Raw genomic sequence first — 21,632 nt, 5'->3', positions numbered from 1 at the left:
CAGTTGTGAGCAAGCGCAGCAAGGCTCTCCGCGCTGCGGACGCCAAGATCGACCGGGAGAAGCTGTACGCCCCGCTCGAGGCCGTCCGTCTCGCCAAGGAGACCTCCACGACCAAGTTCGACGGCACCGTCGAGGTCGCCTTCCGTCTGGGTGTCGACCCGCGCAAGGCCGACCAGATGGTCCGTGGCACCGTGAACCTCCCGCACGGCACCGGTAAGACCGCCCGGGTCCTGGTCTTCGCGACCGGTGACCGTGCCGAGGCCGCTCGTGCCGCGGGCGCCGACATCGTCGGCGCCGACGAGCTGATCGACGAGGTGTCGAAGGGCCGTCTGGACTTCGACGCCGTCGTCGCCACCCCGGACCTCATGGGCAAGGTCGGCCGCCTCGGCCGCGTGCTCGGTCCCCGTGGTCTGATGCCGAACCCCAAGACCGGCACCGTGACCCCGGACGTGGCGAAGGCTGTCACCGAGATCAAGGGTGGCAAGATCGAGTTCCGCGTCGACAAGCACTCGAACCTGCACTTCATCATCGGCAAGGCGTCCTTCGACGACACCAAGCTGGTGGAGAACTACGGCGCGGCCCTGGAGGAGATCCTCCGTCTGAAGCCGTCCGCTGCCAAGGGTCGCTACATCAAGAAGGCCGCCATCACCACCACGATGGGCCCCGGCATCCCGGTCGACCCGAACCGCACCCGCAACCTCCTCGTCGAGGAGGACCCGGCCGCCGTCTGAACCTGACGGCAGCCGCGGGCACGCGTAGCTGACGACGGGCCCCGCACCTTTCGAGGTGCGGGGCCCGTCGGCGTTCCCCGAGGGATTCGCGTGCTCGAGACCCCGGCACATGCCGTTTCGCGGAGGCGTCTGCCGTTTTCCCCGTGTCCGAGATAGCGTGAAGATCGCTACGCGCACAAGGGGGGACGGATGAGGGCCAGGATCGTGAGGCGTGGGATCCTCCCGATCGCGGCGGTCGTCGCGCTCTTCACCGTGGCGGCCTGTACCTCCATGGGCGAGGGCGCCTCCGACAAGGACTCCGCGGAGCCGTCCGGCGCTCGTACGGGCCCGGCCGACACCCGGACGGTGAGTGCTCTGCGCGCCGTCGAGAAGGCCACCACCGCCGCCGGTTCCGCGCGGATCGAGTCCACCACCGCCATGAGTGGCATCCTCTCCCTGAAGACGGACGGCGCCCTCGGCTGGTCGGGTGGCTCGGTCGGCACACTTCGCATCACCTACACCGGCGGCCGGCTCGCCGAGACCATGCGCGAGCTGGAGAGCACCTCGATGGAGGCCCGGCTCCTGCCCGATGCCTACTACGCGAAGGTCGGCGCCGAGTTCGCCCGCCGTCTGCACGGCAGGCACTGGATCAGATACGCCTACGGCGACCTGGCGGCCCTTCCGGGCGGCTCGGGGACATATCTGACCGACCAGCTGCGCCACACCGCCCCGCTCCAGCCGGTCAGGTTGCTGCTCGCCTCCGGGGACGCGCGGCGGGTCGGCGAGGAGACGGTGCGCGGCCGGCGAACCACGCACTACTCGGGCACGGTCACCGCGACGGCCCTGACCGGCGAGGACGCGGCTGACCTCAAGAAGCGGCTGGAACAGGCCGGAGTCACCTCGGAGACCGTCGACATATGGGTCGACGACCAGGGGCTGCTGGTCAAGAGGTCCGAGCGGGGCGAACTGTCCAGTGGGCGGATGTCCTCGACGGTGTACTACCGCGACTACGGCGTGAAGATCTCGGCGCACAGGCCACCGGCGGCGGACACCGCCGACTTCAAGGACCTGATGGGCACACCGGGCTCGTAACACGTGGATCGACAGTACCGATCACACCAAGCAGTTCCGGATGCGCAGCGACGCCGACAAGGGCCGCCTCGACACGACCATCACCTTCCTCGACATCAGCAAGCCGGTGACGGTGACCGCCCCGCCCGCCGACGACACGGTCGACCTCGCCGAGATGATGAAGGACGCGGGCCAGAGCTGAGCCCGGGGAGCGGATTTGCTTGACGGCGACCCGTTCCCGTACTCTCCTACAGAAGCCAAAGACCGCTGGTCGTTACCGTGCACTCGAACGAGGGTGCGGTGGCCGAAGGATCCGCTGAATTGCGGACGACCCGCGCAGGTGACAGTGGAAGAACTCCCGGAGAGCGCGCGTTGGCCGTGCGTGAGACCGGTCGAGTCCGCCCCGTGCGCCTGCGCCGGGGCGTTTCGTTTTCCCCAGTCCTCCTTCGGGTCCGCGCGGTCCGAATCACCCGGAAGGAGGCCGAGGCTCTATGGCGAGGCCCGACAAGGCTGCTGCGGTTGCCGAGCTGACGGACAAGTTCCGCAGCTCCAACGCCGCCGTGCTGACCGAGTACCGCGGTCTCACCGTGGCGCAGCTCAAGACGCTGCGCCGGTCGCTCGGTGAGAACGCCCAGTACGCCGTGGTGAAGAACACGCTGACCAAGATTGCGGCCAACGAGGCCGGGATCACGCTGGACGACCAGCTCTTCGCTGGTCCGACGGCCGTTGCCTTCGTCACCGGTGACCCGGTGGAGTCGGCGAAGGGTCTGCGTGACTTCGCCAAGGACAACCCGAATCTCGTCATCAAGGGCGGTGTCCTTGAAGGCAAGGCGCTGTCCGCCGACGAGATCAAGAAGCTTGCGGACCTCGAGTCCCGCGAGGTTCTGCTCTCCAAGCTGGCCGGTGCGTTCAAGGGCAAGCAGTCCCAGGCTGCCTCTGTCTTCCAGGCGCTCCCGTCGAAGCTCGTCCGCACCGTGGACGCGCTTCGTGCCAAGCAGGACGAGCAGGGCGGTGCCGAGTAATTCGGCTCGCTTTTTGATCCTCACCGCGTGAGGTGAGGGTCGATGCGGGCCCGACGTACGCCCGCCTTACCCAGTACATCCGGCACCTGCCGATTTAGTGGAAGGACCGCCATCATGGCGAAGCTCACCCAGGACGAGCTGCTTGCCCAGTTCGAGGAGATGACCCTCATCGAGCTCTCCGAGTTCGTGAAGGCCTTCGAGGAGAAGTTCGACGTCACCGCCGCCGCTGCCGCGCCGGTCATGATCGCCGGCGGTGCCGCCGGTGGCGCTGCCGCTGAGGCCGTCGAGGAGAAGGACGAGTTCGACGTCATCCTCACCGGCGCCGGCGACAAGAAGATCCAGGTCATCAAGGTCGTGCGTGAGCTGACCTCCCTCGGCCTGAAGGAGGCCAAGGACCTGGTGGACGGCGCCCCGAAGCCCGTCCTCGAGAAGGTCGCCAAGGACGCCGCGGACAAGGCCAAGGAGGCCCTCGAGGGCGCCGGCGCCTCGGTCGAGGTCAAGTAAGACCTCTCCGGGTCCACAGTGGACTCATGGGCCGTGCGGGGCTTCGCTCCGTACGGCCCGGCTAACGCCTGTGACAGCCTGTTCGAACACGGGCCGCGTCCCCCTTGCGGGGCCAGACACGACTCATTCGTAGGGCTGTAACGCGGACGCATCGAAGAGCGATCACCCATCCGGGTGATCGCTCTTCGTCGTTCCGGAAGGTCCGGCGACGGCTGCCTTGCGCCCGTCGCCGCGGGGGGTATGGTGATCTTCGTCGTGCCTCCGAGGCCTCTGGGGACAGGCTGCAAGTGACGATGGCAGCACTCGGTTTGGGCAAGAGGGGCCTTGACGAACCGCACGCAGCGCGCAATTCTCAGGACGCGTCGTCACAACGATCCGAATCCGAGGCATGGATCGACGACGAAGAGGGCAGTATCGATGTGCATCGAGGGCGTGGCTTGCCGCAGGTATTGAGGAACAACGAGGGACTCCACCGAGTGCCTGCAAACCCGCACTGGACTTCAGTGTGCCGAGTGGCTACACTGACCCTTTGCGCTGCCTATTAGCTGCTTCCTGTCCGTCACCAGGAGCACGCCCCTCACTTGAGCATCGACGTAGAAGAGTCCCTGACCTGGGGCTTTCCACCTCCGTGCCTGGTGGGGGACCGGTACGCGCGTAGTGAGTCCGAGCCCTCGGAAGGACCCCCTCTTGGCCGCCTCGCGCACCGCCTCGACCGCGAATACGAACAACGGCGCCAGCACCGCCCCGCTGCGCATCTCCTTTGCAAAGATCAAGGAGCCCCTCGAGGTTCCGAACCTTCTTGCGTTGCAAACCGAGAGCTTCGACTGGCTGCTCGGTAACGACGCGTGGAAGGCTCGCGTCGAGGCGGCTCTGGAGTCCGGTCAGGACGTTCCCACCAAGTCCGGCCTCGAGGAGATCTTCGAGGAGATCTCCCCGATCGAGGACTTCTCCGGGTCGATGTCGCTGACCTTCCGTGACCACCGTTTCGAGCCGCCGAAGAACTCGATCGACGAGTGCAAGGACCGCGACTTCACGTACGCGGCTCCGCTCTTCGTCACGGCCGAGTTCACCAACAACGAGACCGGCGAGATCAAGTCCCAGACCGTCTTCATGGGCGACTTCCCGCTCATGACGAACAAGGGCACTTTCGTCATCAACGGCACCGAGCGTGTCGTCGTGTCGCAGCTGGTCCGTTCCCCCGGCGTCTACTTCGACTCCTCCATCGACAAGACGTCCGACAAGGACATCTTCTCCGCCAAGATCATCCCGTCCCGGGGTGCCTGGCTGGAGATGGAGATCGACAAGCGCGACATGGTCGGTGTCCGTATCGACCGCAAGCGCAAGCAGTCCGTGACCGTCCTCCTGAAGGCGCTCGGCTGGACGACCGAGCAGATCCTTGAGGAGTTCGGCGAGTACGAGTCCATGCGCGCCACCCTGGAGAAGGACCACACCCAGGGCCAGGACGACGCGCTGCTCGACATCTACCGGAAGCTGCGTCCGGGCGAGCCGCCCACCCGTGAGGCCGCGCAGACGCTGTTGGAGAACCTCTACTTCAACCCGAAGCGCTACGACCTGGCGAAGGTCGGCCGCTACAAGGTGAACAAGAAGCTCGGTGCGGACGAGCCGCTGGACGCCGGTGTGCTCACCACCGACGACGTCATCGCCACCATCAAGTACCTGGTGAAGCTGCACGCCGGGGAGACCGAGACGCTCGGCGAGTCCGGCCGCTCGATCATGGTCGAGACCGACGACATCGACCACTTCGGCAACCGTCGTATCCGCAGCGTCGGTGAGCTGATCCAGAACCAGGTCCGTACGGGTCTCGCCCGTATGGAGCGCGTCGTGCGCGAGCGCATGACCACCCAGGACGTCGAGGCGATCACGCCGCAGACCCTGATCAACATCCGGCCGGTCGTCGCCTCCATCAAGGAGTTCTTCGGCACCAGCCAGCTGTCCCAGTTCATGGACCAGAACAACCCGCTGTCGGGCCTGACGCACAAGCGTCGTCTCAACGCCCTCGGCCCGGGTGGTCTCTCCCGTGAGCGGGCCGGCTTCGAGGTCCGTGACGTTCACCCGTCGCACTACGGCCGTATGTGCCCGATCGAGACGCCGGAAGGCCCGAACATCGGTCTGATCGGCTCGCTCGCCTCCTACGGCCGGGTCAACGCGTTCGGCTTCATCGAGACGCCGTACCGCAAGGTCGTCGACGGCACGGTCACCGACGAGGTCGACTACCTGACCGCCGACGAGGAGGACCGCTTCGTCATCGCGCAGGCCAACGCGCCGCTGACCGACGAGTTCCGCTTCGCCGAGGCCCGCGTGCTGGTCCGCCGCCGTGGCGGTGAGGTCGACTACGTCAGCCCCGAGGACGTCGACTACATGGACGTCTCGCCGCGCCAGATGGTGTCGGTCGCGACCGCCATGATCCCGTTCCTCGAGCACGACGACGCCAACCGTGCCCTCATGGGCGCGAACATGATGCGCCAGGCCGTTCCGCTGATCAAGTCGGAGGCCCCGCTCGTCGGTACCGGCATGGAGTACCGCTCCGCCGTCGACGCCGGCGACGTCGTCAAGGCCGAGAAGGCCGGTGTGGTCCAGGAGGTCTCCGCGGACTACATCACCACCGCCAACGACGACGGCACGTACATCACGTACCGCCTGGCCAAGTTCGCCCGCTCCAACCAGGGCACCTCGGTCAACCAGAAGGTCATCGTCAACGAGGGCGACCACGTCATCGAGGGCCAGGTCCTCGCCGACGGTCCGGCCACCGAGCACGGTGAGATGGCGCTCGGCAAGAACCTGCTCGTGGCGTTCATGCCGTGGGAGGGTCACAACTACGAGGACGCGATCATCCTGTCGCAGCGCCTCGTGCAGGACGACGTCCTCTCCTCGATCCACATCGAGGAGCACGAGGTCGACGCCCGTGACACCAAGCTCGGCCCCGAGGAGATCACCCGGGACATCCCGAACGTCTCCGAGGAGGTCCTCGCCGACCTCGACGAGCGCGGCATCATCCGCATCGGTGCCGAGGTCATCGCCGGTGACATCCTCGTCGGCAAGGTCACCCCGAAGGGTGAGACCGAGCTGACGCCCGAGGAGCGTCTGCTGCGCGCGATCTTCGGTGAGAAGGCCCGTGAGGTCCGTGACACCTCGCTGAAGGTGCCGCACGGCGAGACCGGCAAGGTCATCGGCGTGCGCGTCTTCGACCGCGAGGAGGGCGACGAGCTGCCGCCGGGCGTGAACCAGCTGGTCCGCGTCTACGTCGCGCAGAAGCGCAAGATCACGGACGGTGACAAGCTCGCCGGCCGCCACGGCAACAAGGGTGTCATCTCCAAGATCCTGCCGATCGAGGACATGCCGTTCCTGGAGGACGGCACCCCGGTCGACATCATCCTCAACCCGCTCGGTGTGCCGTCCCGAATGAACCCGGGACAGGTCCTGGAGATCCACCTCGGCTGGCTCGCCAGCCGCGGCTGGGACGTCTCCGGTCTCGCCGACGAGTGGGCGCAGCGCCTGCAGAACATCGGTGCCGACCAGGTCGCCCCGCGCACCAACGTCGCCACCCCGGTGTTCGACGGTGCGCGCGAGGACGAGCTCGCGGGTCTGCTGCAGCACACCATCCCGAACCGCGACGGCGAGCGCATGGTGCTCCCGTCCGGCAAGGCGAGGCTGTACGACGGCCGCTCCGGTGAGCCGTTCCCGGACCCGATCTCGGTCGGGTACATGTACATCCTGAAGCTGCACCACCTGGTCGACGACAAGCTGCACGCCCGCTCGACCGGCCCGTACTCGATGATCACCCAGCAGCCGCTGGGTGGTAAGGCCCAGTTCGGTGGCCAGCGCTTCGGTGAGATGGAGGTGTGGGCCCTCGAGGCCTACGGCGCCGCTTACGCCCTCCAGGAGCTGCTGACCATCAAGTCCGACGACGTCACCGGCCGCGTGAAGGTCTACGAGGCCATCGTCAAGGGCGAGAACATCCCCGAGCCCGGCATCCCTGAGTCCTTCAAGGTGCTGATCAAGGAGATGCAGTCCCTGTGCCTGAACGTGGAGGTGCTGTCCAGCGACGGTATGTCCATCGAAATGCGTGACACCGACGAGGACGTCTTCCGCGCTGCGGAGGAGCTCGGCATCGACCTGTCCCGGCGCGAGCCGAGCAGCGTCGAAGAGGTCTGACGGGAGTCCGGCGGGCCTTGAGCGATCAAGGTCCGCCGGCCCCAGGACCCCCGTATCAGACCCAAAGACTTACGACCCTGAGAGGGATTGACGCATAGTGCTCGACGTCAACTTCTTCGACGAGCTCCGGATCGGCCTGGCCACCGCTGACGATATTCGCCAGTGGAGCCACGGTGAGGTCAAGAAGCCCGAGACCATCAACTACCGCACCCTCAAGCCCGAGAAGGACGGCCTCTTCTGCGAGAAGATCTTCGGCCCCACCCGGGACTGGGAGTGCTACTGCGGCAAGTACAAGCGCGTCCGCTTCAAGGGCATCATCTGCGAGCGCTGTGGCGTTGAGGTCACGCGCGCCAAGGTGCGCCGTGAGCGGATGGGCCACATCGAACTGGCCGCGCCCGTCACGCACATCTGGTACTTCAAGGGCGTTCCGTCGCGCCTCGGCTACCTGCTCGACCTCGCCCCGAAGGACCTGGAGAAGGTCATCTACTTCGCGGCGTACATGATCACGTACGTCGACGAGGAGCGCCGCACGCGCGACCTGCCCTCCCTGGAGGCGCACGTCTCCGTCGAGCGGCAGCAGATCGAGAACCGTCGCGACTCCGACCTGGAGGCCCGCGCCAAGAAGCTCGAGACCGACCTGGCCGAGCTCGAGGCCGAGGGCGCCAAGGCCGATGTGCGCCGCAAGGTGCGCGAGGGTGCCGAGCGCGAGATGAAGCAGCTGCGCGACCGTGCGCAGCGCGAGATCGACCGCCTCGACGAGGTGTGGACCCGGTTCAAGAACCTCAAGGTCCAGGACCTCGAGGGCGACGAGCTGCTCTACCGCGAGCTGCGCGACCGCTTCGGCACGTACTTCGACGGCTCGATGGGTGCCGCGGCGCTGCAGAAGCGCCTGGAGTCCTTCGACCTCGAGGAGGAGGCCGAGAGGCTCCGCGAGATCATCCGCACCGGCAAGGGCCAGAAGAAGACCCGCGCCCTCAAGCGCCTGAAGGTCGTCTCCGCGTTCCTGCAGACGTCCAACAGCCCCAAGGGCATGGTCCTGGACTGCGTCCCGGTCATCCCGCCGGACCTGCGTCCGATGGTGCAGCTGGACGGTGGCCGCTTCGCGACCTCCGACCTGAACGACCTGTACCGCCGCGTCATCAACCGCAACAACCGACTGAAGCGCCTTCTCGACCTCGGTGCGCCCGAGATCATCGTGAACAACGAGAAGCGCATGCTCCAGGAGGCCGTCGACGCGCTCTTCGACAACGGCCGTCGTGGTCGCCCGGTCACGGGCCCCGGCAACCGTCCGCTGAAGTCGCTGTCCGACATGCTCAAGGGCAAGCAGGGTCGCTTCCGTCAGAACCTGCTCGGTAAGCGAGTCGACTACTCGGCGCGTTCCGTCATCGTCGTCGGTCCGCAGCTGAAGCTGCACCAGTGTGGTCTGCCCAAGGCCATGGCGCTGGAGCTCTTCAAGCCGTTCGTGATGAAGCGCCTGGTCGACCTGAACCACGCGCAGAACATCAAGAGCGCCAAGCGCATGGTGGAGCGCGGCCGCACCGTCGTGTACGACGTCCTCGAAGAGGTCATCGCCGAGCACCCGGTGCTGCTCAACCGTGCTCCCACCCTGCACCGCCTCGGCATCCAGGCCTTCGAGCCGCAGCTCGTCGAGGGCAAGGCCATCCAGATCCACCCGCTCGTGTGCACCGCGTTCAACGCGGACTTCGACGGTGACCAGATGGCCGTGCACCTGCCGCTGTCCGCGGAGGCGCAGGCCGAGGCCCGCATCCTGATGCTGTCCTCGAACAACATCCTCAAGCCCGCCGACGGCCGTCCGGTGACGATGCCGACCCAGGACATGGTCCTCGGTCTGTTCTTCCTCACCACCGACGGCGAGATGCGTGACGTCAAGGGCGAGGGCCGTTCCTTCGCGTCCGTGGCCGAGGCCATCATGGCGTTCGACGCCGGCGAGCTGTCGCTTCAGTCGAAGGTGGACGTCCGCTTCCCGGTGGGCACCATCCCGCCGCGCGACTGGACCCCGCCGGCTCAGGAAGAGGGCGAGCCGGAGTGGCAGCAGGGTGACAGCTTCCGGCTGCGCACCACGCTGGGCCGCGCGCTCTTCAACGAGCTGCTGCCCGAGGACTACCCGTTCGTCGACTACGAGGTCGGCAAGAAGCAGCTCTCCGAGATCGTCAACGACCTCGCCGAGCGCTACCCCAAGGTCATCGTTGCGGCGACGCTCGACAACCTGAAGGCGGCCGGCTTCTACTGGGCCACCCGTTCCGGCGTCACCGTCGCCATCTCCGACGTCGTCGTCCCCGAGGCGAAGAAGGAGATCGTCAAGGGCTACGAGGCTCAGGACGAGAAGGTCCAGAAGCAGTACGAGCGCGGTCTGATCACCAAGGACGAGCGCACTCAGGAACTGATCAACATCTGGACCAAGGCGACCAACGAGGTCGCCGAGGCGATGAACGACAACTTCCCGAAGACCAACCCGATCTTCATGATGGTGAACTCGGGTGCACGAGGCAACATGATGCAGATGCGTCAGATTGCCGGTATGCGTGGTCTGGTGTCGAACGCCAAGAACGAGACCATCCCGCGTCCGATCAAGGCCTCGTTCCGTGAGGGTCTGTCCGTGCTGGAGTACTTCATCTCCACGCACGGTGCCCGTAAGGGTCTGGCGGACACCGCCCTGCGTACTGCCGACTCGGGTTACCTCACCCGTCGTCTGGTGGACGTGTCGCAGGACGTCATCATCCGCGAGGAGGACTGCGGCACCGAGCGCGGTCTGAAGCTGCGGATCGCCTCGCGCGGCGCCGACGGCGTGCTGCGCAAGGCGGACGACGTCGAGACCAGCGTCTACGCCCGCATGCTCGCCGAGGACGTCGTCATCGACGGCAAGGTGATCGCGCCGGCCAACGTCGACCTGGGCGACGTGCTCATCGACCAGCTGGTGCACCACGGCATCGAGGAGGTCAAGACCCGCTCGATCCTGACCTGCGAGTCGCACGTCGGCACCTGTGCGATGTGCTACGGCCGTTCGCTCGCCACCGGCAAGCTGGTCGACATCGGTGAGGCGGTCGGCATCATCGCCGCCCAGTCCATCGGTGAGCCCGGTACCCAGCTGACGATGCGTACCTTCCACACCGGTGGTGTGGCCGGTGACGACATCACCCAGGGTCTGCCGCGTGTCGTCGAGCTCTTCGAGGCCCGTACCCCGAAGGGTGTCGCCCCGATCTCCGAGGCGTCCGGACGCGTCCGGATCGAGGAGACCGAGAAGACCAAGAAGATCGTCATCACTCCGGACGACGGCAGCGACGAGAGCGCTTACCCGATCTCGAAGCGCGCCCGGCTCCTGGTCAGCGAGGGCGAGCACGTCGAGGTGGGCCAGAAGCTCACCGTGGGTGCCACCAACCCGCACGACGTGCTGCGCATCCTGGGTCAGCGTGCCGTCCAGGTCCACCTGGTCGGCGAGGTCCAGAAGGTCTACAACTCGCAGGGTGTGTCGATCCACGACAAGCACATCGAGATCATCATCCGGCAGATGCTCCGCCGCGTGACGATCATCGAGTCCGGCGATGCCGAGCTGCTGCCCGGCGAGCTGGTCGAGCGCTCGAAGTTCGAGACCGAGAACCGTCGTGTGGTCCAGGAGGGTGGTCACCCGGCCTCCGGTCGTCCGCAGCTGATGGGTATCACCAAGGCGTCGCTGGCGACCGAGTCGTGGCTGTCCGCCGCGTCCTTCCAGGAGACGACCAGGGTCCTCACGGACGCGGCGATCAACGCCAAGTCCGACTCCCTGATCGGCCTCAAGGAGAACGTCATCATCGGTAAGCTCATCCCGGCCGGTACGGGTCTGTCCCGCTACCGCAACATCCGGGTCGAGCCGACCGAGGAGGCCAAGGCCGCGATGTACTCGGCCGTCGGCTACGACGACATCGACTACTCGCCGTTCGGCGCCGGCTCCGGCCAGGCCGTGCCGCTGGAGGACTACGACTACGGTCCGTACAACCAGTAAGCGAGTCGCTTGAGTCGAAGGGCGGTCACCCCGTTGCGGGTGACCGCCCTTCGGCGTGTTCAGCGAGCGGTCAAGCTCTCCGGCGGAGCCGTCGAACCTCACGATCCGGAGCGCACGGCAGATCCGGGCCAACCGCGGGCTTGGTGGCGCCTGTCACGGCCCGCTGAGTCGGCCCGGGCCCGCGTGGTCGCCGGCCAGGAGGCAGCGGGTCCGGCGGTCACCAGGAGCCGCCGCCACCCCCTCCCACGCCGCCGCCGACCCCACCGCCGGAGCCGCCGCCAGAGCCGGTGGAGCCGCTGGAGGACGGGGCCCTTTCGGAGGCCGCCGTGGCGGCGATCAGGCTGACGGCCAGCGCCGGTTCGAACAGCGACATCCGCTGGGGATGCCGCGCGGACCGGGGGGCGGCCAAGGTCGCCGTCCATCCGGTCACGGCCTGGTTCCAGCGGTCGATCTCTCCGAGGGCCATCGCCCACGCCGTGTACCGGTCCAGGTGTCCGGCGTCGGCGGCCTCGTCCACCTGGTGCGGGGCGGACTCGGTCAGGTACCGCCGAAACGACTGCACCTGCAGCCACAGCGCCGTGCCGCGGGCGGTGCGGACCTCGAGCTCCCAACCGCGGATCGCCGCGGCCAGACCGGCGCCCGCGACGACCGCGCCGGCCAGCAGGACCACCAGCCATGCCGAGCCCGCACCGTTGTCGCTGAAAACGCTGCCGACGATCACGGCGATCGTCGCCGGCAGCGCGGCGACGCCGCCGAAGAGCCGTGTCCAGAGCGACTGGCTGACGCGGGCCGGGTCCCACAGTCCGCAGTCGCGACGCCACACTTCCAGGTGGCCGCCGATGCTGATCCACCCGGTTCTGAACCATGGGTCATAGGCGCCCAGGGTCACACTGTCGCGGCCGGGGAACACGTGGTCGAGCACGTCCTTGACGACGGGGTCGCCCTTCGTGCCGTCCGCGGGTGTGCGGCGGGTCAGGGTCGGGTGGTGCTGGTTGTCGTCGATGTCTAGATAGCCGTCGAGAGCGGCCGTCATCAGCCATGCCACCTGATGCTGGGGCAGGGGACGTTCGGTGAGCAGGACGCCGCCCTGCGCGGGAGTGAGGCCCTCTGGAGGGGAGGACACCGGGGTGACGTACCGCTTGAGCTTTTCGACGTCCACGCGCTTCTCCTGACCGTCGGCCGCGATCCGTTCACGTCCGGCGAGGCGGAGCAGCCACAGCGTCGCCAGTCCCGTGGCCAGGGCGATCGCCGCCGCCAGCGCTCCGGGCACCCAGGCGTCGACGACGTCGCTGGCCGTTGCAGGGCCGGAGGGCGGCGCGGGCGCGGGCGCCTTGGCGTCGCCCGCGTCGCCGGCGCGGGAGGCATACAGCGTGGCGCCCCTGCCCGGTCCGAGACTGCCGAGGTGGACGGCAAGATGGCCCGGCTCGGGCTCCGTGACGTCGCAGCGCTGCTGGGAGCCCGTGGTGCCGTGCACGCAGCGCGTTCCGGTGAGGTCGTACGGGGTGAGGACGTGGATCTCGACGTTGTCGAGCTCCACCTTCCAGCCCGTGCCGACCGCGTCCCAGGCCAGCTTCCCGTGGCGTACGGCCTCCGGCAGCGTGTACTGGATGCGGTAGCGGTGGACACCGCTGACCTCGCCGCCGGGGTCCCCTATGCGGATGCGATTGGCATCGGGGCCCCAGTCGTCGGTGCCGGTGAGGTCGTACGGGACGGGGGCGGAGTCCACGCTGACGTGGACCTTGGCCTCCTCATCGCCGAATGGCAGGCCTGGGACGTCCCGGTAGATGCCGTGCCGGGGCTCCAAGCCGGCCCCGAAGTCGTAGTCGATCACCTCGGTGATGCGGGCGCTGCCGTCCTCGCCGATAGTGGCGCTGACCCACATCCGGGTAACCCGCTCGGTGTTGCCGCCCAGCGCGCCGATGGTCGCTGCCACACCCACCAGCAGCGTGGTGACGGCCACCCAGATCAGGCCGATGCGTCTGCGACGTCTCACCGACATGACCGCTCTGCTCTTGCTCTTGCCGCTCACAGCCCCCCCGGGGTCACAGAAATGATCCGGAGCGTACTAAGGCGGCTGGTTCCCGCCTACGTCTTTTACTCACAGAGGTCCGGGGACTAGCGGACTAAGGGATGGTCGTTGTGGGTGTGACCGCTACGTGCCGCAGGACGTCGAGGTTGCGCGGTCAACCTCGTTCGAGCCCCCGTGTCCGGCGCCCCGGAACGTCCGGCGTGTCGGTTCCGCTGCTTTTGTTTTGACCGGAGTCGGCATGCTAGGTACGCTCAGACCTTGTGCCTGGGGTGTGCCCTGGCTTGCCTGCGTGCCTTCAACCGCAGAGCGGGCCTTAAACCGGCCACCGTGATCTGCGCCTCTCTCTGCCTGCAGCGGGAGCCCGCTGGATTCGACACACCCGACCGCGTGGGTCGGTGACGTTCCAGGTTAGCTGTACCTATCGGCACACAGAAACCGGAGAAGTAGTGCCTACGATCCAGCAGCTGGTCCGTAAGGGCCGGCAGGACAAGGTCGAAAAGAACAAGACGCCCGCACTCGAGGGTTCGCCCCAGCGTCGTGGTGTCTGCACGCGTGTGTTCACGACCACCCCGAAGAAGCCGAACTCGGCCCTCCGCAAGGTCGCGCGTGTGCGTCTGACCAGCGGCATCGAGGTCACCGCTTACATTCCGGGTGAGGGACACAACCTGCAGGAGCACTCCATCGTGCTCGTGCGCGGCGGCCGTGTGAAGGACCTGCCGGGTGTTCGCTACAAGATCATCCGCGGTTCGCTCGACACCCAGGGTGTCAAGAACCGCAAGCAGGCTCGCAGCCGTTACGGCGCCAAGAAGGAGAAGTAAGAATGCCTCGTAAGGGCCCCGCCCCGAAGCGCCCGGTCATCATCGACCCGGTCTACGGCTCTCCTCTGGTGACCTCCCTGATCAACAAGGTGCTGCTGAACGGCAAGCGCTCCACCGCCGAGCGCATCGTCTACGGCGCCATGGAGGGTCTGCGTGAGAAGACGGGCAACGACCCGATCATCACGCTGAAGCGCGCGCTGGAGAACATCAAGCCGACCCTCGAGGTCAAGTCCCGCCGTGTCGGTGGTGCGACCTACCAGGTTCCGATCGAGGTCAAGCCCGGTCGCGCCAACACCCTCGCGCTTCGCTGGCTCGTCGGTTACTCCCGCGCCCGTCGCGAGAAGACCATGACCGAGCGTCTGCTGAACGAGCTCCTCGACGCCTCCAACGGCCTCGGCGCCGCTGTGAAGAAGCGCGAGGACACCCACAAGATGGCCGAGTCCAACAAGGCCTTCGCGCACTACCGCTGGTAGTCGCTACCCCATCGAGAACCGAGAGAAGACTGAAGCCTTATGGCTACCACTTCACTTGACCTGGCCAAGGTGCGCAACATCGGCATCATGGCCCACATCGACGCGGGCAAGACGACCACCACCGAGCGGATCCTGTTCTACACCGGTCGTTCCTACAAGATCGGTGAGGTCCACGACGGCGCTGCCACCATGGACTGGATGGAGCAGGAGCAGGAGCGTGGCATCACGATCACCTCTGCTGCCACCACCTGTCACTGGCCGCTGGACGGCGTCGACCACACCATCAACATCATCGACACCCCGGGTCACGTCGACTTCACCGTCGAGGTGGAGCGCTCCCTGCGTGTGCTCGACGGTGCCGTGACGGTGTTCGACGGTGTCGCCGGCGTTGAGCCCCAGTCCGAGACGGTGTGGCGTCAGGCCGACCGCTACGGCGTTCCGCGCATCTGCTTCGTCAACAAGCTCGACCGCACCGGTGCCGAGTTCCACCGCTGTGTCGGAATGATCTCCGACCGTCTGGGCGCGCAGCCGCTGGTCATGCAGCTGCCGATCGGCGCTGAGGCGGACTTCCGGGGCGTTGTCGACCTGGTGACGATGAAGGCCCTGGTCTACCCCGTCGAGGCCGCCAAGGGCGAGATGTACGAGATCGTCGACATCCCGGCCACGCACACCGAGGCTGCCGAGGAATGGCGCGGCAAGCTGGTCGAGGCCGTCGCGGAGAACGACGAAGAGATCATGGAGCTGTACCTGGAGGGCGAAGAGCCCACCGAGGAGCAGCTGTACGCCGCGATCCGTCGCATCACCATCCGCTCCGGCAAGGCCAGCGAGACCACGGTCACCCCGGTGTTCTGCGGTACCGCGTTCAAGAACAAGGGCGTTCAGCCCCTGCTCGACGCGGTCGTGCGCTACCTCCCGACCCCGCTTGACGTCGAGGCCATCGAGGGCCACGACGTGAAGGACCCCGAGGTCGTGGTCAAGCGCAAGCCGTCCGAGGACGAGCCGCTGGCCGCCCTTGCGTTCAAGATCATGAGCGACCCGCACCTCGGCAAGCTCACCTTCGTCCGGGTCTACTCGGGCCGCCTGGTGTCCGGCACTTCGGTGCTGAACTCCGTCAAGGGCAAGAAGGAGCGCATCGGCAAGATCTACCGCATGCACGCGAACAAGCGTGAGGAGATCGAGTCGGTGGGCGCCGGTGACATCGTCGCCGTCATGGGCCTGAAGCAGACCACCACCGGTGAGACGCTGTCCGACGACAAGAACCCGGTCATCCTGGAGTCCATGGACTTCCCGGCGCCGGTCATCGAGGTCGCCATCGAGCCCAAGTCGAAGGGCGACCAGGAGAAGCTGGGCGTCGCGATCCAGCGTCTGGCCGAGGAGGACCCCTCCTTCCAGGTGCACACCAACGAGGAGACCGGCCAGACCGTCATCGGCGGTATGGGCGAGCTGCACCTCGAGGTGCTGGTCGACCGCATGAAGCGTGAGTTCAAGGTCGAGGCCAACGTCGGCAAGCCGCAGGTCGCGTACCGTGAGACGATCCGCAAGGCCGTCGAGCGCGTGGACTACACCCACAAGAAGCAGACCGGTGGTACCGGTCAGTTCGCCAAGGTGCAGATCGCGATCGAGCCCATCGAGGGTGGCGACACCTCGTACGAGTTCGTGAACAAGGTGACCGGTGGTCGTATCCCGAAGGAGTACATCCCTTCGGTCGACGCCGGTGCGCAGGAGGCCATGCAGTTCGGCATCCTGGCCGGCTACGAGATGACCGGCGTTCGCGTCATCCTCATCGACGGTGGCTACCACGAGGTCGACTCCTCCGAGCTCGCCTTCAAGATCGCCGGTTCGCAGGCCTTCAAGGAGGCCGCGCGCAAGGCTTCGCCCGTGCTGCTCGAGCCGATGATGGCCGTTGAGGTCACCACGCCCGAGGACTACATGGGTGAGGTCATCGGCGACATCAACTCCCGCCGTGGCCAGATCCAGGCCATGGAGGAGCGGGCCGGTGCCCGCGTCGTGAAGGGCCTCGTGCCCCTCTCGGAGATGTTCGGCTACGTCGGAGACCTCCGCAGCAAGACGTCGGGTCGCGCAAGCTACTCGATGCAGTTCGACTCCTACGCCGAGGTTCCGCGGAACGTCGCCGAGGAGATCATCGCGAAGGCCAAGGGCGAGTAACGCACCCCGTTCACACGCTTTAGGCTTGACACCGACCGCCGGGGAGACTTCCCCGTGAAGGAACCCCGGCGGGCGGCACCCCAGCAAAGATCACCTGGCGCCGATGAGTAAGGCGTACAGAACCACTCCACAGGAGGAACCCAGTGGCGAAGGCGAAGTTCGAGCGGACTAAGCCGCACGTCAACATCGGCACCATCGGTCACATCGACCACGGTAAGACGACCCTCACGGCCGCCATTACCAAGGTGCTGCACGACGCGTACCCGGACCTGAACGAGGCCACCGCGTTCGACAACATCGACAAGGCGCCCGAGGAGCGTCAGCGCGGTATCACCATCTCCATCGCGCACGTCGAGTACCAGACCGAGGCGCGTCACTACGCCCACGTCGACTGCCCGGGTCACGCGGACTACATCAAGAACATGATCACCGGTGCCGCGCAGATGGACGGCGCGATCCTGGTGGTCGCCGCCACCGACGGCCCGATGCCGCAGACCAAGGAGCACGTGCTCCTGGCCCGCCAGGTCGGCGTTCCGTACATCGTTGTCGCCCTGAACAAGGCCGACATGGTGGACGACGAGGAGATCCTGGAGCTCGTCGAGCTCGAGGTCCGTGAGCTCCTCTCCGAGTACGAGTTCCCGGGCGACGACGTCCCGGTCGTCAAGGTCTCGGCGCTCAAGGCGCTCGAGGGCGACGAGAAGTGGACCCAGTCGGTCCTGGAGCTCATGAGCGCCGTCGACACCGCGATTCCGGAGCCGGAGCGCGACGTCGACAAGCCGTTCCTGATGCCGATCGAGGACGTCTTCACGATCACCGGTCGTGGCACGGTCGTCACCGGTCGTATCGAGCGTGGTGTCCTCAAGGTCAACGAGACCGTCGACATCATCGGCATCAAGACCGAGAAGACCACCACCACGGTCACCGGTATCGAGATGTTCCGCAAGCTGCTCGACGAGGGCCAGGCCGGTGAGAACGTCGGTCTGCTGCTCCGCGGCATCAAGCGCGAGGACGTCGAGCGCGGCCAGGTCATCATCAAGCCGGGCTCGGTCACCCCGCACACCGAGTTCGAGGCGCAGGCCTACATCCTCTCCAAGGACGAGGGTGGCCGCCACACGCCGTTCTTCAACAACTACCGTCCGCAGTTCTACTTCCGTACGACGGACGTGACCGGCGTTGTGACCCTCCCCGAGGGCACCGAGATGGTCATGCCGGGTGACAACACCGAGATGAAGGTGGAGCTCATCCAGCCCGTCGCCATGGAAGAGGGCCTGAAGTTCGCCATCCGTGAGGGTGGCCGCACCGTGGGCGCCGGCCAGGTCACCAAGATCGTCAAGTAAGTTCCGCTTGCTTGAGGGTCACTGCCTGACCTAGGAGAGGCCCGTACGACTTCGGTCGTACGGGCCTCTTCGCTGTAATGGTGGTGATCGGTCCTCGGGCCTGATCACTCAACAGGGGCTGGGTTCGGTGCCGCCGTGGTGGCGGAGGTAGGCCAGTACGGCGCGGACCCGGCGGTGGCCGCTGTCGCCGGCCGACAGGCCGAGTTTGAGGAAGACGCTGCCGATGTGTTTGTGGACGGCGCCTTCGGTGATGAAAAGCCGCTGGGCGATGGTGGCGTTGTCGTGCCCTTCGGCCATCAGAGCCAGGACCTCGCGTTCGCGGGGGGTGAGGGCGTCGACGGGATCGCCGTGGGCGGCGAGGAGTTGGGTGATGACCTCGGGGTCCATGGCGGTACCGCCGGCGGCCACGCGACGCAGTGCGTCGGTGAACTCTGCGATACGGCTCACCCGGTCCTTGAGCAGATAGCCGATGCCGCCGCAGGTGTCGGAGAGGAGGCGGCCGGCGTATTCCCGCTCGACGTACTGGGACAGGACCAGGACGGGAAGTCCGGGGCGTTCGCGGCGGGCTCGGAGGGCGGCGTGGATACCCTCGTCGCGGAAGGTCGGGGGCAGTCGCACGTCGACGATGGTGACGTCCGGACGGTGGGTCTCGACGGCGGCGAGGAAACCGGGGGCGTCATCCGTGATCGCGGCGACCTCGAAGCCCTGCGAGCTCAGCAGGAGTTCGAGTCCGGAGGACAGCAGGACGTTGTCCTCGGCGATGACTACGCGCACGGCAGCTCCACGGTGATGGTGGTCGGCCCGCCCGGCGGGCTGCTGATCTCCATGGTGCCGTCCAGGGCGGCGGCGCGGCGACGAATTCCGTTCAGGCCGCTGCCTCGAGATGGGTCCGCCCCGCCGGTCCCGTCGTCGGTGATCTCTGCGGACAGCATCGCGCCGTTGCGGGTGACGCGGACGGCGGCCTTGGTGGCTCGGCTGTGCCGGGCGATGTTCGCCAGCGTCTCGGTGACGGCGAAGTAGGCGACCACTTCGACCGCGGCAGGGACCTCACCGAGTTCGCCGACGGCGATGCGGGTCGGCACGCCGGCCCTGGTGGTCAGGGTGCCGAGCGCGCCGACGAGGCCCTGGTCGGCCAGGACCGGGGGGTAGATGGTCCGGATGACGGACCGCAGCTCGGTCATAGCCTCCTCGGTCTCGGCCTGGGCCTGCCGTACGAGCACAGCGGCCGCGTCGGGGTCCTGGCTCTCCCCGGCCACGGCAAGCCGCATGGCGATGGCCACCAGACGAGCCTGGGTGCCGTCGTGCAGATCGCGTTCGATCCGGCGGAGTTCCGCGCCGTGCGCCTGTAGGACGTCTGCGCGCGTCCGGGTGAGTTCGGTGACGCGCGCGGCCAGTTGTTGTTCCGCGGGAGACGGTGCCAGGACTGCCAGGCAGCACCGCGCGTGCACCCGGGCGAGCGGCGGCAGGGCGATGGTCGCCAGCGCCGCAAGGAGCAGGAACTGCGCCAGGTTGATCGTCAGTGCGGAGGTCCAGCTGTTGACACGGACACCGAGCAGCAGCAGCCGTGGCGGATCCGACGTGGGAAAGGCCCACCACCCCACGGTGACGACGAGGGTGAGGAGCAGGTTACCCAGGCACAGCAGGGTGAATGCCCCCGCGGGCAGGCCGGTGGCCACCTGAGTCGCGAGCCACGCGAGGTCGCGGCGGCGGGCGCGCGGGCTCGGCTCCACCGGTCGGCCCACCAGCGCCCCGGCGCGCCGGCGATGGCGCTCCGCCCAGGGAGCGGCGAGCGACGGTACGCACAGCAGTGGCGCCGCCACGAGCGTCACCGTAGCGGTCAGCAGGGTGCCGAGCAGGTAGCGTCCGCTGCGCCGCGTCTGGACCGACCATGCGCGGGCCGCGCCGATCACGTCTTGCACTGGTTCGCCTTCGTCTGTCGTACGGGCCGGGAGCGGCCCTCAGCCGCGCCACTGTATGTGCCGGGCGGCCCCTGCGGCACTACAGCCACCTGTAGGTTTCCCTCGGCAGTCCGTGGTAGCGACATGCAACTCGACGCTTACCTAGCGTGGGATTCATGAGATCCACAACCCCGGCCTCCGCGCCGCAGCACCGCCCGTCCCAGCAACGTCACCGCCGGATCGGCCGAGGGTGGCTGGCCGTCGCGGCGGCCGCACTCGGCACAGCGGGTGTGGCCGTAGCCGTCCAGGCCTCGGACGGCGCGGCCGCGACGTCAGCGCCCGGATACCAGCAAGACGACCTGCGCCGGGACACCGCTGCCCTCCAGGCGCTGGGGATCACCGGCGTCCAGGCTCGGGTGACCACTGCCTCCGGCCGAGATCTGGTCGCCACCAACGGCGTTGCCGTGGCGGGTGCGAACCGCCCGGTGCCCCGCGACGGCTACTTCCGGATAGCCAGCACCGGCAAGGCACTCATGGCCACTGTGATCCTGCAGTTGGTCGACGACGGCAAGCTGTCACTGGAGGACACGGTGGACCGCTGGCTGCCCGGTGTGATCGACGGCAACGGCAACGATGGACGGAAGATCACCGTGCGCCAGCTCCTGCAGAACACCAGCGGCCTCCACGACGACCTTCCCGGCTTCGACACCCCGAAGGAGTACTACCAGCACCGCTACGACACCTACACCCCCGAACAGATCGTCGCTCGGGCGATGAAGCACCACCCGGACTTCCGGCCCGGCACCGGCTGGAGCTACTCCAACACCGGCTACGTCGTCCTCGGCATGATCGCCGAAAAGTCCGCCGGCCGCCCATGGCGGGAGGAGGTCGAGAGCCGGATCCTGAAACCGCTCGGCATGAACCACACCTATCTGTCGGGCGCCAAGCCCACCCTTCGTCGCCCGCACGCCGACGGCTATCAGGTCTTCGCCTCCGGCAAACGGATCGACGTCACCCAACAGATCGTCCCCGACCTCGGCGGCTACGTTTCCACCACGGCGGACGTCAACCGTTTCTTCCAGGGACTGCTGGGCGGCAAGCTGCTGTCCGGGGCGCGCTTGGCCGAGATGCAGAACACCGTCCCGGTCGGCAAGCGGTTCGAGACGTTCTGGCCCGGCGGACGCTACGGCCTCGGATTGGTCAACCGCCCCCTGACCTGCGGCGGCAGCTACTGGAGCCACGAAGGAGGCGAAGCCGGCTACATCACCCTGAACGGCGCCACCGACGACGGCAGCCGCACCGTCACCGTCTCCATGTCCACCAGCTTCAACGACCTTGACAAAACGCTCCGGCAACAGAAAGCCGCCAGTGGCCTTGTCAACCGCGCGCTGTGCGACACCTCCGGCAACAGACAGGGAAAGTGACCGCCTGGGG

General features: G+C 67.1%; 15 protein-coding genes. 12 read left to right on the top strand and 3 right to left on the bottom strand.

Going from position 1 to position 21,632, the window contains the following annotated elements:
* Positions 1-5 precede the first annotated feature (5 nt).
* From rplA to ACWDEX_RS10735, 7 genes are all read left to right on the top strand, one after another.
* Positions 6-731: a 50S ribosomal protein L1 gene (rplA, locus tag ACWDEX_RS10765; protein WP_450462912.1), complete on the top strand. Its 726-nt coding sequence runs from the start codon at positions 6-8 to the stop codon at positions 729-731.
* Positions 732-920: 189 nt separating this feature from the next.
* Positions 921-1,802: a hypothetical protein gene (locus ACWDEX_RS10760; RefSeq protein ID WP_450462911.1), complete on the top strand. Its 882-nt coding sequence runs from the start codon at positions 921-923 to the stop codon at positions 1,800-1,802.
* 40 nt (positions 1,803-1,842) lie between these two features.
* Positions 1,843-1,983: a hypothetical protein gene (locus ACWDEX_RS10755; protein ID WP_450462910.1), complete on the top strand. Its 141-nt coding sequence runs from the start codon at positions 1,843-1,845 to the stop codon at positions 1,981-1,983.
* 289 nt (positions 1,984-2,272) lie between these two features.
* Entirely contained in the window at positions 2,273-2,803 is a 531-nt protein-coding gene (gene rplJ / locus ACWDEX_RS10750; protein ID WP_365431727.1) for a 50S ribosomal protein L10, read from the top strand.
* A gap of 114 nt (positions 2,804-2,917) precedes the next feature.
* Complete coding sequence (gene rplL / locus ACWDEX_RS10745) at positions 2,918-3,307, top strand: 50S ribosomal protein L7/L12 (RefSeq protein ID WP_450462909.1); 390 nt, start codon at positions 2,918-2,920, stop codon at positions 3,305-3,307.
* Between the two features lie 687 nt (positions 3,308-3,994).
* Positions 3,995-7,480, top strand: coding sequence for a DNA-directed RNA polymerase subunit beta (rpoB, locus tag ACWDEX_RS10740; protein WP_450462908.1), 3,486 nt, complete (start codon positions 3,995-3,997; stop codon positions 7,478-7,480).
* Positions 7,481-7,577: 97 nt separating this feature from the next.
* Positions 7,578-11,477: a DNA-directed RNA polymerase subunit beta' gene (locus ACWDEX_RS10735; RefSeq protein WP_450462907.1), complete on the top strand. Its 3,900-nt coding sequence runs from the start codon at positions 7,578-7,580 to the stop codon at positions 11,475-11,477.
* A gap of 217 nt (positions 11,478-11,694) precedes the next feature.
* Here ACWDEX_RS10735 and ACWDEX_RS10730 read toward each other — a convergent pair whose 3' ends face one another.
* The gene (locus ACWDEX_RS10730) at positions 11,695-13,476 is read right to left on the bottom strand and encodes a DUF2207 domain-containing protein (RefSeq protein WP_450462906.1); all 1,782 of its coding nucleotides are present in this window, start codon (positions 13,474-13,476) and stop codon (positions 11,695-11,697) included.
* Positions 13,477-13,952: 476 nt separating this feature from the next.
* Here ACWDEX_RS10730 and rpsL point away from each other — a divergent pair, with 476 nt between their 5' ends.
* From rpsL to tuf, 4 genes are all read left to right on the top strand, one after another.
* On the top strand, positions 13,953-14,324 hold the full coding sequence (rpsL, locus tag ACWDEX_RS10725; protein ID WP_003948652.1) for a 30S ribosomal protein S12: 372 nt from the start codon (positions 13,953-13,955) through the stop codon (positions 14,322-14,324).
* Positions 14,325-14,326: 2 nt separating this feature from the next.
* Positions 14,327-14,797, top strand: coding sequence for a 30S ribosomal protein S7 (gene rpsG / locus ACWDEX_RS10720; RefSeq protein WP_003992340.1), 471 nt, complete (start codon positions 14,327-14,329; stop codon positions 14,795-14,797).
* Between the two features lie 39 nt (positions 14,798-14,836).
* Positions 14,837-16,963 carry an elongation factor G gene (fusA, locus tag ACWDEX_RS10715; RefSeq protein ID WP_450462905.1) on the top strand — a complete coding sequence of 709 codons (2,127 nt, stop codon included), beginning with the start codon at positions 14,837-14,839 and terminating at the stop codon, positions 16,961-16,963.
* A gap of 143 nt (positions 16,964-17,106) precedes the next feature.
* On the top strand, positions 17,107-18,300 hold the full coding sequence (gene tuf / locus ACWDEX_RS10710; protein WP_450462904.1) for an elongation factor Tu: 1,194 nt from the start codon (positions 17,107-17,109) through the stop codon (positions 18,298-18,300).
* Positions 18,301-18,408: 108 nt separating this feature from the next.
* On the opposite strand, the gene ACWDEX_RS10705 is transcribed toward tuf, so the two are convergent.
* Both ACWDEX_RS10705 and ACWDEX_RS10700 read right to left on the bottom strand, forming a co-directional pair.
* Positions 18,409-19,074 (bottom strand): response regulator, encoded by a 666-nt coding sequence (locus tag ACWDEX_RS10705; protein ID WP_450462903.1) that lies wholly within the window; start codon positions 19,072-19,074, stop codon positions 18,409-18,411.
* Positions 19,065-20,219, bottom strand: a complete 1,155-nt coding sequence (locus ACWDEX_RS10700) for a sensor histidine kinase (RefSeq protein WP_450462902.1) — start codon at positions 20,217-20,219, stop codon at positions 19,065-19,067. Before ACWDEX_RS10700 ends, ACWDEX_RS10705 begins: the two co-directional genes overlap by 10 nt.
* 155 nt (positions 20,220-20,374) lie before the next feature.
* On the opposite strand from ACWDEX_RS10700, the gene ACWDEX_RS10695 reads away from it, so the two are divergent.
* Positions 20,375-21,622: a serine hydrolase domain-containing protein gene (locus ACWDEX_RS10695; RefSeq protein ID WP_450462901.1), complete on the top strand. Its 1,248-nt coding sequence runs from the start codon at positions 20,375-20,377 to the stop codon at positions 21,620-21,622.
* Positions 21,623-21,632 lie beyond the last annotated feature (10 nt).

It is taken from the genome of Streptomyces sp. NPDC001020, from assembly GCF_053599115.1.
The sequence above is the reverse complement of the archived record's forward strand: the minus strand, read 5'-3'. Positions and strand labels throughout refer to the sequence as shown.

Excerpts from the sequence above, each read along its gene's own strand:
- ACWDEX_RS10730 (WP_450462906.1), bottom strand. The coding sequence starts at position 13,476 with ATGTCGGTGAGACGTCGCAGACGCATCGGCCTGATCTGGGTGGCCGTC.
- ACWDEX_RS10755 (WP_450462910.1), top strand. The coding sequence starts at position 1,843 with ATGCGCAGCGACGCCGACAAGGGCCGCCTCGACACGACCATCACCTTC.
- ACWDEX_RS10695 (WP_450462901.1), top strand. The coding sequence starts at position 20,375 with ATGAGATCCACAACCCCGGCCTCCGCGCCGCAGCACCGCCCGTCCCAG.
- rplJ (WP_365431727.1), top strand. The coding sequence starts at position 2,273 with ATGGCGAGGCCCGACAAGGCTGCTGCGGTTGCCGAGCTGACGGACAAG.
- ACWDEX_RS10760 (WP_450462911.1), top strand. The coding sequence starts at position 921 with ATGAGGGCCAGGATCGTGAGGCGTGGGATCCTCCCGATCGCGGCGGTC.
- rplL (WP_450462909.1), top strand. The coding sequence starts at position 2,918 with ATGGCGAAGCTCACCCAGGACGAGCTGCTTGCCCAGTTCGAGGAGATG.
- rpsG (WP_003992340.1), top strand. The coding sequence starts at position 14,327 with ATGCCTCGTAAGGGCCCCGCCCCGAAGCGCCCGGTCATCATCGACCCG.
- fusA (WP_450462905.1), top strand. The coding sequence starts at position 14,837 with ATGGCTACCACTTCACTTGACCTGGCCAAGGTGCGCAACATCGGCATC.